Annotated in this window: 18 protein-coding genes; 12 read left to right on the forward strand and 6 right to left on the reverse strand. The window is 32.5% G+C overall.

The window, feature by feature from the left end:
* Positions 1 to 44: 44 nt before the first annotated feature.
* The 4 genes from ASD98_RS06030 to ASD98_RS06045 form a co-directional block, all read right to left on the reverse strand.
* Positions 45 to 998 carry a transketolase family protein gene (locus tag ASD98_RS06030; protein ID WP_056201503.1) on the reverse strand — a complete coding sequence of 318 codons (954 nt, stop codon included), beginning with the start codon at positions 996 to 998 and terminating at the stop codon, positions 45 to 47.
* 75 nt (positions 999 to 1,073) lie between these two features.
* Positions 1,074 to 1,925, reverse strand: coding sequence for a transketolase (locus ASD98_RS06035; RefSeq protein ID WP_056201506.1), 852 nt, complete (start codon positions 1,923 to 1,925; stop codon positions 1,074 to 1,076).
* Positions 1,926 to 2,164: 239 nt separating this feature from the next.
* A complete protein-coding gene (locus ASD98_RS06040) occupies positions 2,165 to 2,467 on the reverse strand; it encodes a hypothetical protein (protein ID WP_056201509.1) in 303 nt (100 codons plus the stop codon).
* A gap of 121 nt (positions 2,468 to 2,588) precedes the next feature.
* Positions 2,589 to 3,449, reverse strand: coding sequence for a polysaccharide deacetylase family protein (locus ASD98_RS06045; protein WP_056201511.1), 861 nt, complete (start codon positions 3,447 to 3,449; stop codon positions 2,589 to 2,591).
* A gap of 434 nt (positions 3,450 to 3,883) precedes the next feature.
* Between ASD98_RS06045 and tgt the strand changes: the two genes are divergently transcribed.
* The 12 genes from tgt to ASD98_RS06105 all read left to right on the forward strand — a co-directional run bounded on the left by tgt (position 3,884) and on the right by ASD98_RS06105 (position 15,905).
* Positions 3,884 to 5,014, forward strand: coding sequence for a tRNA guanosine(34) transglycosylase Tgt (gene tgt / locus ASD98_RS06050; RefSeq protein ID WP_056201513.1), 1,131 nt, complete (start codon positions 3,884 to 3,886; stop codon positions 5,012 to 5,014).
* Positions 5,015 to 5,103: 89 nt separating this feature from the next.
* Positions 5,104 to 6,192 (forward strand): LptF/LptG family permease, encoded by a 1,089-nt coding sequence (locus tag ASD98_RS06055; protein ID WP_056201516.1) that lies wholly within the window; start codon positions 5,104 to 5,106, stop codon positions 6,190 to 6,192.
* Complete coding sequence (locus tag ASD98_RS06060) at positions 6,179 to 7,066, forward strand: DMT family transporter (RefSeq protein ID WP_056201518.1); 888 nt, start codon at positions 6,179 to 6,181, stop codon at positions 7,064 to 7,066. The genes ASD98_RS06055 and ASD98_RS06060 overlap by 14 nt, the downstream gene beginning before the upstream one ends.
* A 112-nt stretch (positions 7,067 to 7,178) precedes the next feature.
* Entirely contained in the window at positions 7,179 to 8,132 is a 954-nt protein-coding gene (locus ASD98_RS06065) for an acetyl-CoA carboxylase carboxyltransferase subunit alpha (RefSeq protein WP_056201520.1), read from the forward strand.
* Positions 8,133 to 8,272: 140 nt separating this feature from the next.
* Positions 8,273 to 9,817 carry a replicative DNA helicase gene (gene dnaB / locus ASD98_RS06070; protein WP_056201522.1) on the forward strand — a complete coding sequence of 515 codons (1,545 nt, stop codon included), beginning with the start codon at positions 8,273 to 8,275 and terminating at the stop codon, positions 9,815 to 9,817.
* A gap of 188 nt (positions 9,818 to 10,005) precedes the next feature.
* Positions 10,006 to 10,359, forward strand: a complete 354-nt coding sequence (locus tag ASD98_RS06075) for a hypothetical protein (RefSeq protein ID WP_056201525.1) — start codon at positions 10,006 to 10,008, stop codon at positions 10,357 to 10,359.
* Between the two features lie 19 nt (positions 10,360 to 10,378).
* Positions 10,379 to 11,014 carry a hypothetical protein gene (locus ASD98_RS06080; RefSeq protein WP_056201529.1) on the forward strand — a complete coding sequence of 212 codons (636 nt, stop codon included), beginning with the start codon at positions 10,379 to 10,381 and terminating at the stop codon, positions 11,012 to 11,014.
* A gap of 31 nt (positions 11,015 to 11,045) precedes the next feature.
* Positions 11,046 to 11,807, forward strand: a complete 762-nt coding sequence (locus tag ASD98_RS06085) for a hypothetical protein (RefSeq protein WP_056201532.1) — start codon at positions 11,046 to 11,048, stop codon at positions 11,805 to 11,807.
* Positions 11,808 to 11,970: 163 nt separating this feature from the next.
* Positions 11,971 to 12,573 carry a hypothetical protein gene (locus ASD98_RS06090; RefSeq protein WP_056201535.1) on the forward strand — a complete coding sequence of 201 codons (603 nt, stop codon included), beginning with the start codon at positions 11,971 to 11,973 and terminating at the stop codon, positions 12,571 to 12,573.
* A 163-nt stretch (positions 12,574 to 12,736) separates the two neighbouring features.
* The gene (locus tag ASD98_RS06095) at positions 12,737 to 13,525 is read left to right on the forward strand and encodes a sensor histidine kinase (RefSeq protein WP_056201538.1); all 789 of its coding nucleotides are present in this window, start codon (positions 12,737 to 12,739) and stop codon (positions 13,523 to 13,525) included.
* A gap of 111 nt (positions 13,526 to 13,636) precedes the next feature.
* The gene (locus ASD98_RS06100; protein ID WP_056201542.1) at positions 13,637 to 14,302 is read left to right on the forward strand and encodes a response regulator transcription factor; all 666 of its coding nucleotides are present in this window, start codon (positions 13,637 to 13,639) and stop codon (positions 14,300 to 14,302) included.
* Positions 14,303 to 14,645: 343 nt separating this feature from the next.
* Positions 14,646 to 15,905 carry a hypothetical protein gene (locus ASD98_RS06105; protein WP_056201545.1) on the forward strand — a complete coding sequence of 420 codons (1,260 nt, stop codon included), beginning with the start codon at positions 14,646 to 14,648 and terminating at the stop codon, positions 15,903 to 15,905.
* A 1-nt stretch (position 15,906) separates the two neighbouring features.
* On the opposite strand, the gene ASD98_RS06110 is transcribed toward ASD98_RS06105, so the two are convergent.
* Positions 15,907 to 16,713: an endonuclease/exonuclease/phosphatase family protein gene (locus ASD98_RS06110; protein WP_056201548.1), complete on the reverse strand. Its 807-nt coding sequence runs from the start codon at positions 16,711 to 16,713 to the stop codon at positions 15,907 to 15,909.
* A 53-nt stretch (positions 16,714 to 16,766) separates the two neighbouring features.
* Positions 16,767 to 16,997, reverse strand: a complete 231-nt coding sequence (locus ASD98_RS24565) for a hypothetical protein (protein WP_056201549.1) — start codon at positions 16,995 to 16,997, stop codon at positions 16,767 to 16,769.
* Positions 16,998 to 17,001: the final 4 nt, after the last annotated feature.

A 17,001-nucleotide genomic window follows, 5' to 3' on the forward strand; every position in this document is an offset into this window, starting at 1 on the left:
TGATTTCGAGGTTTTTTGTTTTTATAGAATAAGAAAACTAAAAATTATTTTCTTTTAATAACTCTTTCTACAGCTTCAACAATAGCCTGATTGTTTAGTTTGTATTTCTCCATTAATTGTTCTGGAGTTCCAGATTCACCAAAACTATCGTTTACAGCTACAAATTCTTGCGGAGTTGGATTGTTTAAAGCTAATACTCCTGAAACGCTTTCTCCTAGACCTCCAAGATAGTTATGTTCTTCAGCAGTAACCACACATCTTGTTTTAGCAACCGATTTAAGAATAGCTTCTTCGTCAAGTGGTTTAATAGTGTGAATGTTGATTACTTCAGCAGAAATTCCTTTTGCTTCAAGAGCTTCAGCAGCAATAAGAGCTTCCCAAACTAAATGCCCTGTTGCAACAATTGTTACATCAGTTCCTTCGTTTAATAAAATTGCTTTTCCAATTACGAATGGTTCGTCAGCAGGAGTGAAGTTCGCTACAACTGGACGCCCAAAACGTAAATAAGCAGGACCATGGTGATCAGCTAATGCTATTGTAGCGGCTTTAGTCTGGTTGTAATCGCAAGTATTGATTACAGTCATTCCCGGTAACATTTTCATTAATCCGATATCTTCTAAGATTTGGTGCGTTGCTCCATCTTCTCCTAATGTTAAACCAGCGTGAGAAGCACAGATTTTTACGTTTTTGTCTGAATAAGCAACAGATTGGCGAATTTGATCGTAAACTCTTCCTGTAGAGAAGTTAGCGAAAGTTCCTGTAAATGGAATTTTTCCTCCAATTGTTAAACCTGCAGCGATACCAATCATGTTAGCTTCTGCAATTCCAATTTGGAAAAAACGCTCTGGGTGATTTTTCTTGAAGTCATCAAATTTTAATGATCCAATTAAATCTGCACAAAGTGCTACTACATTTTCATTTTTTTGACCTAGTTCAGTCATTCCCGCTCCAAAACCAGAACGGGTATCTTTACTTCCTGTATTTGTATATTTTTTCATTTTTATCTTTTTGCTGTACGCGATAGGCTGTAGGCAATAGGCGAAAAGCTTACTGCTTAAAGCTCATAGCTTTTTTTAATAGTCGATTTGATCTGCTGAATAGTTTTGAGCTAAAGCATTTTTTAATTGGTCATCGTTTGGTGCTTTACCATGCCAAGCATGGGTATGCATCATAAAGTCAACACCATTACCCATTTCAGTGTGTAATAAAATACAAACCGGCTTTCCTTTTCCTGTTCTTGATTTAGCATCTGTTAATCCTGAAAGGATTGCATCGATGTTGTTACCTTCTGCTATTTCTATAACATCCCAGTCAAAAGCTTCGAATTTAGCACGAAGACTTCCCATTGGAAGAACTTCATCCGTAGTTCCGTCAATTTGTTTTCCGTTAACATCGACAGTTGCAATAAGGTTGTCTACTTTTTTTGCAGAAGCATACATAATAGCTTCCCAGTTTTGACCTTCTTGTAATTCACCATCTCCATGTAAAGTGTAAACTAAATGACTATCACCATTTAATTTTTTAGCCTGTGCAGCACCAAGAGCGACAGATAAACCTTGTCCTAATGATCCAGAAGCAATACGAACTCCAGGTAAGCCTTCATGAGTCGTAGGGTGTCCTTGTAAACGAGAGTTTAATAATCTGAAAGTAGCAAGTTCTGAAATAGGGAAATAACCACTACGTGCTAAAACGCTGTAAAATACAGGGGAAATATGACCATTTGAAAGGAAGAAAATATCTTCTCCAATTCCATTCATATCAAAACCTTCTTTGCGGTCCATAATATTTTGGTATAGTGTAACCAAAAATTCAGTACAACCTAGTGATCCACCTGGGTGGCCAGAGTTTACAGCATGTACCATTCTAAGAATATCTCTTCTTACTTGGATCGTTAAATCGCTTAATTGTTGTGTGTTAGGCTTCATTTTATATGTAAAAGTTAAACTGTTGCAAAAGTAATCGTTATTTTGCGGGCTGACAAATGATTTTCTGCTTTAGTTTGTCACAATTGTTAAATTCCGTTTCTTTTTTTATTAATCTTAAAAAAAATGCCAATTTGATTTAGAATTTTTAAATTCAACATTTTAGATGTTATGATTTTCAGTAAATTCTTAAACAAAAAAAAGCCCCTTGCAGGGCTTTTAAATATATAGGGGATATAAATCTAATTATTATCGCCCTCGCTGTAGAAATTATTTTCTTCGTCTTCTGAACCTATTTCTTCCTGATCGTCGTCAAGTTCAGAACCCGGAACATCAAGATCATCTCCAAGTTTATCACTATTTTGTTTCCACTCATGATTGTCCTGATTAATGATGCGCTCACCTGAAATTTCTTCAGGATTGATGTCTTCTAGTTTATTGTCTTGATTGTAAATGTCTTCGTTTGCTGGATAATCCATGTTTTCAAGGTTTGTTTCGATTTGTTCGTCCTTGATTTGATCTAATTTTTCTTCTGAATTTATCATGATTCCTATAATTTAAGTGTCTTATAAAATTAAGAAATCAATGTTTTTTGATTGTTACATTTTTGAAATCAGGATATTGCAGTATTCACATAAAAATTATCTCATTATCTAAATTGATAAATTATCTAATTTCTCGAATCTCTTTCCAGGTAATTAATTGAATATTGTTTTCTTTAAGTTTTGCCTTGCATGCCGTACTTGTAAAATAATCAAAATCAATTTGACGCCATGTCGAACCAAAATTAGGGTGATTTACAGTAATGCCCTGCATTTCAAAATCATCAAAAGCAGGATGAAGCAAGAAAACATTAAATCCTGAAGTAATACTGTCTAAAGCTTTCTCATAAGATTTTTTAAGTTCTCCTTTTTCGAAGTCATTATAATATCCAATCAAAAGATTATCCGCTAAAAGAGTATTATCAAAATCATATTTTTCATCGGATAAACTAATTGATTCGACAAAATCTTTATTGATAAAAACAGGTAAGTTATATGTTTTTCCAAGCCCTTTATAGATCTCTAAAATTTCTGGAGTTACACCAACGCTGCACATATGCGAGTCAAGATGTGTAGGCTGAATACCAAATTGCAAAGATTTTTCAATTTGAGCGATTAGTTCTTTTTTAATTTCAGAAGGTTTTGCATTGGTTTTAAAATCTTTTCTGGTTTTGTAAAAATAACCGTTTTGATCAACTAAACTTGAAACTTCCGAAACGGGAAGAACTGGCCCGAATTTATAATTTTCCCATTCACACGTTAAAGTTAAATGAATGCCACAATCGTAATTTGGATTCTTTTTGGCAAATTCAGCCATTTCAAAAAACCATGGGCACGGTACCATTATACTATAGGAGTTTATAGATCCGTTTTGAAGCGCTTTTATAGTGGCCTGATTTTCTGAATGTGATAATCCGGCATCGTCAGCATGAATGATTAATAGTTTGGTGTTTTCAGGATATCCAAGTTTTTGGGCTAAGTTCATTTTATTTTGTTTGAGTTTATGGTAAACAGATTTTTGCGGGCTTAAACGGATTTTATTTTTTGTTGATGGCTTTGCTTTGTGAAGCCTTCGACTTCGCTCAGACTGACAATATTGAATTTTTGTTCTTTAAAGAATTTTTAATACTATTCAAATTTAAAAATTTCTTGTGTAACGGTCACGTCTTTTTTTGCGTTAGGGATAGAAGCGGCATCCTTTTGTGACAAATGTCTGGACTTAATTAACAATGATTTTTTCTGGAACAAAAGATATAGCGGATAGCCCGACCGAAGGGAACGCCCAATAGAAGTTAAATGTTATATATAAGTGTTAGAAGTTTTGTTTTTGAATTAACTCAATTTTATAATTGACAAATTATCTAATTAATTAAATTTCCCTGAAATTAGCTTATCTTTGCCGACTGAAAAAAGAAACACATGAAGTTTGATTTATTACAAAAAGATCCGCAGTCTAAAGCAAGAGCGGGAAGTATAACTACTGATCACGGCGTAATCGAAACGCCTATTTTTATGCCTGTTGGAACGGTGGCTTCGGTAAAAGGAGTACATCAGCGTGAATTAAAAGACGATATTAATCCGGATATTATTCTTGGAAATACGTACCATTTATATTTACGTCCGCAGACAGAAATTCTTGAAAAAGCAGGAGGATTGCATAAATTCATGAATTGGGATCGTAATATTTTGACTGATTCTGGGGGATACCAGGTTTATTCTCTGTCTTCAAACAGAAAAATTAAAGAAGAAGGAGTGAAGTTTAAGTCACATATTGACGGCTCTTACCACTTTTTTACTCCAGAAAACGTAATGGAAATTCAGCGAACTATTGGAGCTGATATTATTATGGCTTTTGATGAATGTACGCCTTATCCTTGCGATTACAGATATGCACAAAGATCAATGCATATGACACACCGCTGGCTGGACCGCTGCATTAATCATTTAGATAAAGTTCCTTACAAGTACGGTTACGAGCAGACTTTTTTTCCAATTGTTCAGGGAAGTACTTATAAAGATTTACGTCAGCAATCTGCAGAATATATTGCGAATTCTGGTCAACAGGGTAATGCAATTGGCGGATTATCAGTAGGAGAGCCTGCAGAAGAAATGTATGCGATGACTGAAGTAGTCTGCGAAATTCTTCCGGAAGATAAACCTCGTTACTTAATGGGAGTTGGAACTCCTATAAATATATTAGAGAATATTGCGTTAGGAATTGATATGTTCGACTGCGTAATGCCAACGCGTAATGCCAGAAATGGTATGCTATTTACAGCAAACGGAACGATCAATATCAAAAACAAAAAATGGGAAGCAGATTTTTCTCCTATTGATGAAATGGGACATACTTTTGTAGATACAGAATACACAAAAGCGTATTTACGCCACTTATTTGCTGCTAACGAATATTTAGGAAAACAAATTGCTACAATTCATAATCTTGGTTTCTACATGTGGTTGGTTCGTGAGGCTAGAAAACATATCTTAGCAGGCGATTTTAGACCATGGAAAGAAATGATGGTTAAAAATATGAGTCAAAGACTTTAAAAAAAAGAGTTTCAAGTTTCAGGTTTCATGTTTCAGGTTCTCTAAAGAACCTGAAACATGAAACCTGAAACAAAAAAAACAAAATTTATATGCTGTCAATAATAGATAAATACATCTTAAAAAGATATCTCGGAACTTTTTCTGTGATGCTGCTTTTGTTTGCGCCAATCGGAATCGTAATTGACGTTTCTGAAAAGGTAAATAAGATGCTCGAAAACAAGATTCCGTTTATGGATATTGCATTCTATTATTACAATTTTACGATCTATTTCATAAACTCTTTATTTCCGATATTTCTGTTTTTATCGGTAATTTGGTTTACTTCAAAATTGGCAAATAATACAGAGATTATTGCGATTTTAAGTTCTGGAATTTCATTTACACGTTTCTTACGTCCTTATATTATAGGTGCAACAATTGTTTCGATTTTTGTTTTGCTGATGGGATTTTTTATTGTCCCTGCCGCAAGTGAGGGTTATAATAATTTTAGATACACCTATTTAAAAGGAAATGGAAAGGAGCTCATGAGAGGTGAAAACACCAATGTTTACAGACAGATTAATGACCATGATTTTATTTTCGTAAACAGTTTTAATGAAGAGTCAAAAACGGCATTTAATTTTACGTTAGAGCATTTTGAAAAAGATAAACTAACCTATAAAATTACGGCAAGTCGTATTAAATGGGATCCGAAATTAAAGACGTATATTTTGTATGATTATACGAAAAGGACTCTTGCTGATTTGAATGATGTAATTGAAAAAGAACCTGAGAAAAAGATAAAATTTAAGTTTGAACTTGCTGATTTAACGCCTGTTGTTTATATAGCAGAGACATTGACTTTAGGCAAACTGATTGATTTTATTGAAAAAGAAAGAAAAAGAGGTTCAGGAAATATTAATACCTATTTAGTAGTTCTTTATAAAAAATACAGCATTCCGGTTTCTGCTTTTATCCTGACTATTATAGCAGTATCAGTTTCTGCAATGAAACGCCGAGGTGGTATGGGGATGAATCTGGCAATTGGAATTGCGATTGCATTTTCATTTGTATTCTTTGATAAAATATTCGGTACTCTTGCCGAAAAATCTACTTTTTCACCTTTATTAGCTGTTTGGTTCCCAAATATTGTTTTTGGAATTCTGGCAGTTTACTTATTACGTAATGCGAAACGATAATTTAAAAAGTTACTTAAACCTTCATTTAATTGTTTTTATTTGGGGATTTACGGCTATTCTAGGAGCTTTAATTACAATTGATGCCGAAAACTTAGTCTGGTTTAGAATGTTGATTGCCGGAATTTTTCTTGGCGGATTTATTCTTTATAAAAAGCAGTCTTTTGTTATATCGGCAAAATCTTTTGCTAAATTAATTTTCGTTGGATTATTAATTGCATTGCATTGGATTTTCTTTTTTAAAGCTATTCACGTATCGAATGTTTCCATAACATTGTCGATTTTTTCGCTTGGAGCTTTTTTTGCGTCTTTATTAGAGCCGCTTTTTTATGGAAGAAAGATTTTGTGGTACGAAGTTTTGTTCGGATTAATAATCATTGCCGGATTAGGATTGATATTACAGGTTGAAATTAAATATCTTACAGGAGTTTATTATGCATTAATTTCAATAATTCTTGGGGTTTTATTTACTCTGATGAATGGAAAATTAATCTCAGATCATGAACCTTCTGTTATTACATTTTATGAATTTGGTGCAGGGGTTTTCTTTATATCTCTTTATTTTTTTGTGATCGGGAAATTTAATGCTGACTTTTTTGTAATGTCATTAAATAACTGGATTCTGTTGTTGATCTTGGCTTCTGTTTGTACGGCCTATGCTTTCACTGCTTCGGTAAAAGTGATGCAGCGTTTAACTCCCTATACAGTTATGTTAACCACTAATTTAGAGCCAGTTTACGGTATTCTTTTAGCTTATTTTATCTTGGGCGGAAAAGAAAAAATGAGTGCTGAATTTTACATAGGGGCTGTAATAATCGTTATTACAGTTATTTTAAATGGTGTTTTTAAACATTATAAGAATAAAGAAAAAGTGTAGTATTTGCCTTATTTTTAAATTACATTTTTACATTTTAAACACGAAATAATCACACGAATAGTATAATATTTTTATATTTGCGGTTCGATTTAAAAACAAAATTCAAAAATCCATGGAATATTTAGATTTTGAGCTTCCAATAAAAGAACTTGAAGAACAGTTAGAAAAGTGTGTTATAATTGGAAAAGAATCTGACGTTGATGTTACGCCAACTTGTAAAGAAATCAACAAGAAATTAGTAGAGACTAAAAAAGAAATATACAAAAACCTTACGGCTTGGCAGCGTGTACAATTGTCAAGGCACCCAAACAGACCTTATACTTTAGATTATATCAGAGCAATCTGTGGTGATACTTTCTTAGAACTTCATGGAGACAGAGGTTTTAAAGATGATAAAGCAATGGTTGGCGGCCTTGGAAAAGTAAACGGACAATCATTTATGATCGTTGGTCAGCAAAAAGGGTACAATACTAAAACACGTCAATACCGTAATTTTGGTATGGCAAATCCTGAGGGATACCGTAAAGCTTTACGTTTGATGAAAATGGCAGAGAAATTCGGAATTCCGGTTTTAACTTTAGTAGATACTCCGGGTGCATATCCAGGACTTGAAGCCGAAGAAAGAGGACAAGGGGAAGCTATTGCGAGAAATATTTTCGAAATGGTTCGTCTGCAAGTGCCAATCATTACCATTATTGTAGGTGAAGGTGCTTCTGGAGGAGCTTTAGGAATTGGTGTTGGAGACAAAGTTTATATGTTAGAGAATACCTGGTATTCTGTAATTTCTCCAGAATCATGTTCTTCAATTTTATGGAAAAGCTGGGAGTACAAAGAACGTGCAGCCGATGCTTTAAAATTGACTTCTTCTGACATGAAAAAACAAAAATTAGTTGATGATGTAATTCCTGAACCACTAGGCGGAGCACACTACGACCGCGAAACTACTTTTAAAACAGTAGCAGAATACATTACCAAAGGATATAACGAATTGAAAGACTTATCAACAGCCGAGCTGATTGCCCAAAGAATGGACAAATACAGCAACATGGGCGAGTATAAAGAGTAAATTCATATAATATGATTAAAAATCCGAAGCCCTGCGGTTTCGGATTTTTTTTTGGTTATCAACAAAAAGAGAATATTTATAAACATTTAATAGTTATAACTAGATAACAATTTTTTTTTAAATTTTGTTACTTTCGCTATATGGAAAATTTCAAGAATGTAAATCCTGTAAAGGTAGATAAAACCACTATTATTAATCTCGAGAAAGGAAAACTCCCTCCACAAGTTCTTGATTTGGAGGAGGCTGTGCTTGGTGCGATGATGATTGATAAAAAAGGTGTAGATGACGTAATTGATATTTTACAGCCCGATGCTTTTTACAAAGACGCTCACAAACATATTTTTGAAGCGATTTTGCAGCTTTTTACCGAAACACAGCCAATAGATTTGCTGACAGTTTCGACTCAGTTAAAGAAAAATGGAAAATTAGAATTAGCGGGAGGAGATTTTTATCTGATTCAGCTTACGCAAAAAATTGCTTCTTCTGCACACATCGAATTTCACTCACGTATTATTCTTCAAAAATTTATTCAAAGAAGTTTGATTAGAATTTCTTCTGAAATTATAGAGGAATCGTATGATGAAACTACAGACGTATTTGATTTATTAGACAAAGCCGAATCAAAATTGTACGAAGTAACACAGGGAAATATTAAACGTAGTTCTGAAACGGCCCAGAGTTTGGTTTTACAAGCAAAGAAACGTATTGAGGAAATTGCTGGTAAAGAAGGTTTGAGTGGTATTGCAACAGGTTTTGAAAAATTAGATCAGGTAACTTCTGGATGGCAGCCTTCGGATTTAATTATTATTGCAGCTCGTCCGGGTATGGGTAAAACAGCATTCGTACTTTCAATGGCGCGAAATGTGGCTATTCAGTTTGGACATGCAGTGGCAGTTTTCTCTCTTGAGATGGCTTCAGTTCAGTTGATTACAAGGCTTATTTCTTCTGAAACAGGATTGTCTTCAGAAAAATTAAGAACAGGAAAATTAGAAAAACACGAATGGGAGCAATTGAGTACTAAAGTTAAAGATTTAGAAAAAGCCCCATTATTTATTGATGATACACCTTCACTTTCGATCTTCGATTTACGTGCTAAATGTCGTCGTTTAGCTTCGCAGCATGGAATTAAATTGATCATTATCGACTACTTGCAGTTAATGACTGCGGGAGGAAATGGTAAAGGAGGAGGAAACCGTGAACAGGAAATCTCTACAATTTCCCGAAACTTAAAAGCATTGGCAAAAGAGTTAAACGTTCCAGTTATTGCATTATCTCAGTTATCGCGTGCCGTTGAAACGCGTGGATCAAGTAAACGTCCATTGCTTTCAGATCTTCGTGAATCTGGAGCGATTGAGCAGGATGCCGATATTGTATCGTTTATTTATCGTCCGGAATATTATAAAATAGAAGAATGGGATGATGATGAACAATCTCCAACAGCGGGTCAGGCTGAATTTATTATAGCCAAACACCGTAACGGTGGACTTGAGAATATTCGTTTAAAATTCTTAGGGCATTTAGGTAAGTTTGATAACCTTGAAGATTTTAGCGGAGGATATGATGATTTACCTTCAAAAATGAACCACGACGATAATCCGTTCATTACTAAAAACCTTCCTTCTGCCAATGAAGCTTTTGGAAGCAATTTAAATGATGACGATGATGACAGCGATGTTCCATTTTAATTTAAATAAAATTCTATATAGAAAAATCTTTATGAGCTGCCTGCTTGTAAAGATTTTTTTTTATTCAACGATTAGGTACTTCTGTACGTAATTTCACAAAATAATATTTCTTATATAAAAATTAATTCGGTAGATTAGCAAAACCATAAACAATTCTAAAATTATTAACTAATTAAAATTCAAAAACTATGAGCGAAAAAAACTTTCCAGGGCCAATTCAAATCCCGTTGGCTACTGCTGAAGTGTGGGAAAAAAGATACGAGGATGATACCACGGTCGAGACCCGAGAAAACAAAGTAAAATCTTTTTTAATACCACGAGAAAGTTTAGAAAAAGTACTTGCACTAGATACAGATGCCGTTCGTGCTTATCTTGGTATCAATGACCAAAAAGAAAGAACCTTGCTTTTTGTTGGTGCACAATATGACAAGGAAACCGGTAAATATGTAGATGTTTACGGAAAATCATCATCAGAACAAAACAAAGTAGAATCTGTTGAAGATGTTGTGTATGATGGAATACGCCCTAGCCCTCCATATTAATAGTGAAAGTATATAAAAAATGAATGAATTTTTAATATACTCGACTTATTCAGTTTTATTAATAAATCTAATGGTCTATTCATATAGCTTTTTCCGAAAGGGAAAAGCTAATGTTTTTTTTGTCTCATATCTGGCCTTTTGCTTTATTATGCAATTTAGCATGGAGTTATGGTATCAACTAGGTATGACCAATTTAGTTTTTGTTAATATATTCTTTATAGGACAAATGATAATGCTTGGAATTTTTTATAATTCATTGACTCATGTAAAGAGCCAAAAAATATTCATAAAAATTAGTCTTGCAGTAGCATTATTGGTTTTAGCAATACAATTTAGTATAGATTCGAGTGAGTTTCTTAAGTTTAATTTATTTGAAATTACTTTAACAAACCTGCTTATAGTAATTTATGCCTTGTTTCATTTTTATAATATGCTTACAGAAAGTAAAAGATATTATTATACAACTATAGGTCTTGTATTTTATTTTTTAGCAAGTACTGTATTATATTTAATTGGAAATTTTTCTGTAGGACTTAGTGATGATCTTAAATATCTAACCTGGATATTAAACACCTTTTTACTTTTAGTCAATCAGGTTTTTATTTTATACGATTGGAAAATAAATTTTTATAAAGAGATTACAATTAAAAACTAACAAATAACTTAATCAAAAATCAGATTTAATTATGAAAAAAAGAAATTTCTGCATTGCTTTAATGATATTACTTGTCACGTTTTCATGTCAAAAAGAAACATCACAGGATGATGTGTCTTTGAATTCAGTTTCTAATAAAAAAGAGAACTGGTTAAAAGCAGATTTAAATACTGAATTTGCAAGTTCTCAAAAGCAGGTTACAGCTTATTTATTTCCAACAGAGGAGTTGGATAAATTAGTAAACACTCCTAATATCGAAGAGGTTCGCTTTGTTTTGGGATATGCCGATAATATAATACAAATAGAAGTTGTTGGAGTTGATAAAAGTGGTAAAAAACTTGGATTAGTTGAGTCAACTGTTTTGAAAGATATTAGCTCTCAAAATAACCTTGTTGAACTTAATAAGCTGACTGTAAATACTACAAAAAAGAGAAGTTTATTATTAAATGAACATATTTTACTGCCTAATTATGCTTATACATGGATAGACGGATGGCAGGAAAAACTTAAAACTGTTTCTGATTTAGACGAATCGCTTTCATACGAAGGTAAACGTTTTCGTTACTATAGTCTTGAAGCAGATGTGGTAAAAGAAATGACATCTAAAAAAAGTTTAAATGTAGGTTTGTTTTTAGGACTTAACCCAAAAGGAAAAGTAACAACAATACTTATCAATTTGGATAAAAATAATGGAATCAATAAGACATCCATAACTTCAAAATCAGATGCCGATGATGTTTACGATGGTGCTAGACCTTGTCCACCTTTTGGAGATCCTGAAGAGCCGCAATAGGTATTTGTTTATCCACCTAAACAAACTTTTTCAATAATTAAGAAATCAGCTTATCTATTAACTGTAAACAAAATAATATGAAAAAAATTAACCTTTAATATCGCTGCTATTGGCATATTCGTTATGTTTTCTTGTCAGAAAGGAACATCTCAGGATGATATAAATGCAACAACAAGTTAAAAGTTATTTATTTTCAACTCAAGATTTTTCTAAACTAACATCGACTCCAGATTTACATCATTTACGATTTGTATTAGGATATGAAAACGGGATTATAAAAATTGATGCAGCAGGAGTAAACGCTGCAGGGAAGGAAATAAACAGAATAAATTCAAAAGTTTTATTTGCGACTTCAAATCAGGATAAGTTAATAGATCTTAATGAGGTAACAGTTGATTTAAGTCGTAAAAGAACAGCAGTCTTAAATAAACATTTACTATCACCAAAAACAGCCTTCACTGGTATTAAAGCTTGGGAAGAAAAACTAAGTAAAGTACAGGATTTAAATGAAGTAACATCATACGATGGCTTAAGAATTCGACATTATGCTTTGGAAACAGAGGTAATTACTTCGATAATAAATAAAGCAGGAATTGAAAAAGTTGGATTATTTTTAGGATTGAATAGTGAAGGAAAAATGACTACTATTTTAGTAGGTTTAGATAAAGGCAATAATATTAAAAAAGTGTCAGCGACATCTAAAATAGTAGATGGAGTTTATGACTTTACTGAGCCAAGTCCTCCTTATACAGGTGACGACGATTAAAAAATAATTTTTTATATAACTCAAATACTATCTCTATCAGGTATATACTTGATAGAGATTTTTATTTAATAATTATTTTTTCAAGAAATAATCACATTCAAATTAAATAAGATATATTTGATTTCAACATGAATAAGCATTTTTTTGTAAATCTAATAAAGATATGAGTACCCATTCAATTCCTGAAAAAGAACTTGTTGCCATTATATTATATATCTCTCTTTTCTTTATAATTGTAGCAGTTGTATTGATAATATTCTTCTATTTTTCCAGAAAAAAAATAATTCAAAAAGAACTTGAGAAAAAAGATTTGGTACTACAGTATCAAAAAGAGCAGCTTCACGCGATTATAGTTGCGCAGGAAGAAGAACGTAAACGTATTGCCCAAGATTTGCACGATGATATAAGTTCAAAACTTAATATTGTGTCTTTAAATACTCATTTACTTTCGGCACCTAATTTAACCGAAGCAGAAACCAGCGAGATTACAGATAATATTATTAATCTGACTGCAAAGGCTTTGGAAAATTCCAGAAAAATTGCACATAATTTATTACCACCGGTTTTTGAAAAATTTGGATTAAATGCTGGCGTTGAAGAGTTATGCGAAGAATTTGAAACTAGTAAATCTGTTAAAACGTATTATAAAAATGAAATTGATTTTGATGATAATATCGATCGTCATTTACACATTTTTAGAATTTTACAGGAATTAATGAATAATTCTCTCCGTCATGGTAAAGCAACAGAAATTTGGATTGCCTTTAAAGACAATAATGGAATAAATACTTGTTATTATGAAGATAACGGAATTGGATTTGACAGCACAAAAATGGAGAATCAAAAAGGACTGGGAATGAAAAATATTGACAGCAGGGTTTCGTTTTTGAACGGAACTATAAAAATAGATTCAGAAATAAATAAAGGTATTGCTGTAATTTTTACTTTTTAATATAAATTTTAGTAAATAATTAAGCTTTAGCATCAATAAAATAAGGTTCTGTAGCTATTATTAATTCATATTTTGTAATTTCGGGAAACCAAATGACCAAAAACAGACAAAATGAATGCCGTAATTAAAATCGCCTTAGTCGATGACGAAGTATTGTTTCGGAAAGGAATAGCTTTTTTATTGCAAAGAGAAGACAATATTGAAATTATTTTTGAAGCTTCAAACGGTGAAGAGCTGGTTAATAAATTACATAGTAATGATGTCAAGCCAGATATTATTATCATGGATTTGAAAATGCCGGTTTTAAATGGTGTCGAAGCAACAAAAATTATCCGGAAATCTTTTCCCGATATTAAAATTATTGCCCTGACCAGTTATGACTCAAAATCATTTATTGCAAATATGATTCAGGTTGGAGCAGTTGCATACCTCATTAAAAATACAACTCCAAAAGATCTAATCAAAACGATTAATGAAGTTAACAGAAAAGGATTTTTTTACAATGAAAATGTATTAAAAACTATTCAGGAAACTATCGTATCTTCTAAAAACTCAAAAGGCAATCTTGAAACAAGTTTTCTTTCTCCGCGCGAAATTGAAATCCTTCAGCTTATCTGTCAGCAAAAAACAACTACAGAAATAGCAGAACATCTCTTTTTAAGCCCGCGAACAGTTGAAGGACATCGTAATAATTTACTGCTGAAAACAGAATCACGAAATATTGCCGGTTTGGTAGTTTATGCTATTCAAAATGAAATTGCTGTTTTGACATTGTAATTTAGCTTGTTAAAAATTGAATTGATAAAACATAATAAACGATTATTGTAAAAACGAGCACGAAAATGCCTATTTTTTGCATTATACTAAATCCTTTTGGTTGATTGTTTTGGTTGTAATTCATTTGGTTTGATTTTTAATCGATTAATCTGGTCGATTTTAAGATTCCAAATTTAGGCAGAAAAAGTTGTCATAGTTTACGTGTTTTTACCTGTTTTTTACAAAATTTCAATCTTTGAGTATTTTATTCTCTTGTTAATTAACAGTTTTATACTATTATAAAACTAGTCTTCTATTGTGATTTTATAAGCTTCCTTTATATCTTTACTTAAAATATTTTTTGATGAAAAAAAGTTTAGTTTATATTTTCATTTTATTGCTTTCCCTTAATGCAAAAGCTTCGTTTATTTTACTTCCGATGGATGAAACAACGCAGCAAAATCACTTAAAAGCTTACGGGATTACATATTGGTGTTTGAGCAGAGATTACAAAGCAAGTTGGTTACTTAATTATCGTGGAGGCTCATTTTTATTGCCAGATGCTGATGAAATCCGTAAAGAATGTAAAATTCGAGGAGTTAGCTTTGAGATACTTTCAGATAGTGAAGAGGCTTCAATTTTAAATGATATTTCGAGTCCATCGCAAAACATGGAATCAGTTATTCTTGAAAAAGCACCGAAAATTGCTGTTTATACTCCAAAAGGTAAACAGCCTTGGGATGATGCAGTAACATTGGTCTTAACTTATGCTGAAATACCATTTACCCCAATATATGATGAAGAAGTTTTAAGTGATCAATTGCTGCTGTATGATTGGCTGCATTTGCATCATGAAGACTTTACTGGACAATATGGAAAATTTTATGCCGCTTATAAAAATACACCCTGGTATATCGAACAGAAAAAAGATGCCGAAGCTTTAGCTTCTAAATTGGGATATTCTAAAGTTTCTCAGGAAAAAGGTGCAGTGGCAAAAAAAATCAGAGATTTTGTTATTGGCGGTGGATTTATGTTTGCTATGTGCTCAGCCACCGACAGTTTTGATATTGCACTTGCAGCAGATGGTGTTGATATTTGCGAAACTATGTTTGATGGGGATCCTAGTGAATCTAATTATCAATCAAAACTAAATTATGCTAACTCTTTTGCATTCAAAGACTTTATTTTAGAGCGAAGACCAGAAGTTTACGAGTTTTCAGATATTGATATGACAGGTAAAAGAAGAATTCCAATGGAGAAAGATTACTTCACCTTAATGGAATTTTCTGCAAAATGGGATCCAATCCCAAGTATGTTGTGTCAAAATCATACACAATTAGTAAAAGGATTTATGGGACAGACAACTTCTTTTAATGAAACTTTGGTAAAATCAAATGTATTAGTAATGGGAACTTGTGAACTAAACGGAGAGGCAAGATACATTCATGGAGAAAAAGGCAAAGGAATGTTTACTTTTTTTGGAGGCCACGATCCTGAAGATTTTCAACATCAGGTTGGAGATCCGCCGACTGTTTTAGACTTGCATCCTAATTCTCCGGGTTATCGCTTAATATTAAATAACGTTTTATTTCCTGCAGCAAAAAAGAAAAAGCTTAAAACATAATTTAATTCAACGAAAATTCAAACCAAATAGGAATATGATCGGATATTTTTCGAGCTTCCTGAAGCGTATTGAATTTTTTATAGAATAAAATAACCCCTGAATTAATGTTTTTTAATCTATTTGGGTTGTAAAAAACATTATCAAATTCAGAAGCAAGACAAACCTCTCCATTACATTTTTGTTTTAAAGTAGTTTTTTGTCTATTCAGCATCGAAGTATATCCCATTTTCTTTAATGGATTAAAAACCGTATGCGACTCCGGGCAATTAAAATCCCCCATAAATACTAAATTAAGAGTAGGGTATTGCTGAGGCAGATATTTAAAATATTTAATTTCAGTTTCCGGTTGTTTACTTTTTGTGATTGCGTGAAAATTAACTAGAGTAATTGTTTTTTTGTTTATTTCGAAAGTTGCAAAATAAGGTTCGCGATCAATTTCTAGATGATATTTTTTTTCAAGCCAAGGTTCTCCTTTTAATTTGGCTTTATTTGTTTTCCAAAGAAAGGCATAGCGCTCTTTTTTGTAACTGCTTCCACTTGTAGGATCACTAACAATATAATCCCATTTTGCCCCTTTTTCATTTAGCAGTGCGGCAAGTTTTGCAACAGTCTGTGAACCGCCGTATCCAGCAACAACTTCCTGAATAGCAATAATGTCATAATCACGTACAGTATTAGCTGTAAAATTTAAGATAGATTGTGATTTAGATTTTCCGAAGTTTTCCAGATTCCAGGAAATAATCTTAGTCTGAGCTAAAGATTGGAAAGAAATGAATAGTAAGAGAACGTAATTTATAATGATTTTCATGAGGCTTTTAAAAAATCAAATATAAGCATTTCGATATTTTTAAATCAAAATGCTTAAAGCTTTTTGTACCTGTTTTGTAAAGCTTTTCCAATGATTATTATTTGTAAAACAAGAAGTGCAGGTATAAAAATAATCTTCCAGTCTATTTCCAGCCAGCCGGTCTTTTCAGAAACATAAGCAAAACATATAGACAAGAAAAGACAAAGAAGTATCGTTTTTATGATAATTTTATTGCTGGCCGTGTTAATTTTTGATGTCAGATTAAATTTATATTTAGGTTTCATAACG

It is taken from the genome of Flavobacterium sp. Root186 (genome assembly GCF_001428525.1).
Taxonomy (GTDB): Bacteria; Bacteroidota; Bacteroidia; order Flavobacteriales; family Flavobacteriaceae; genus Flavobacterium.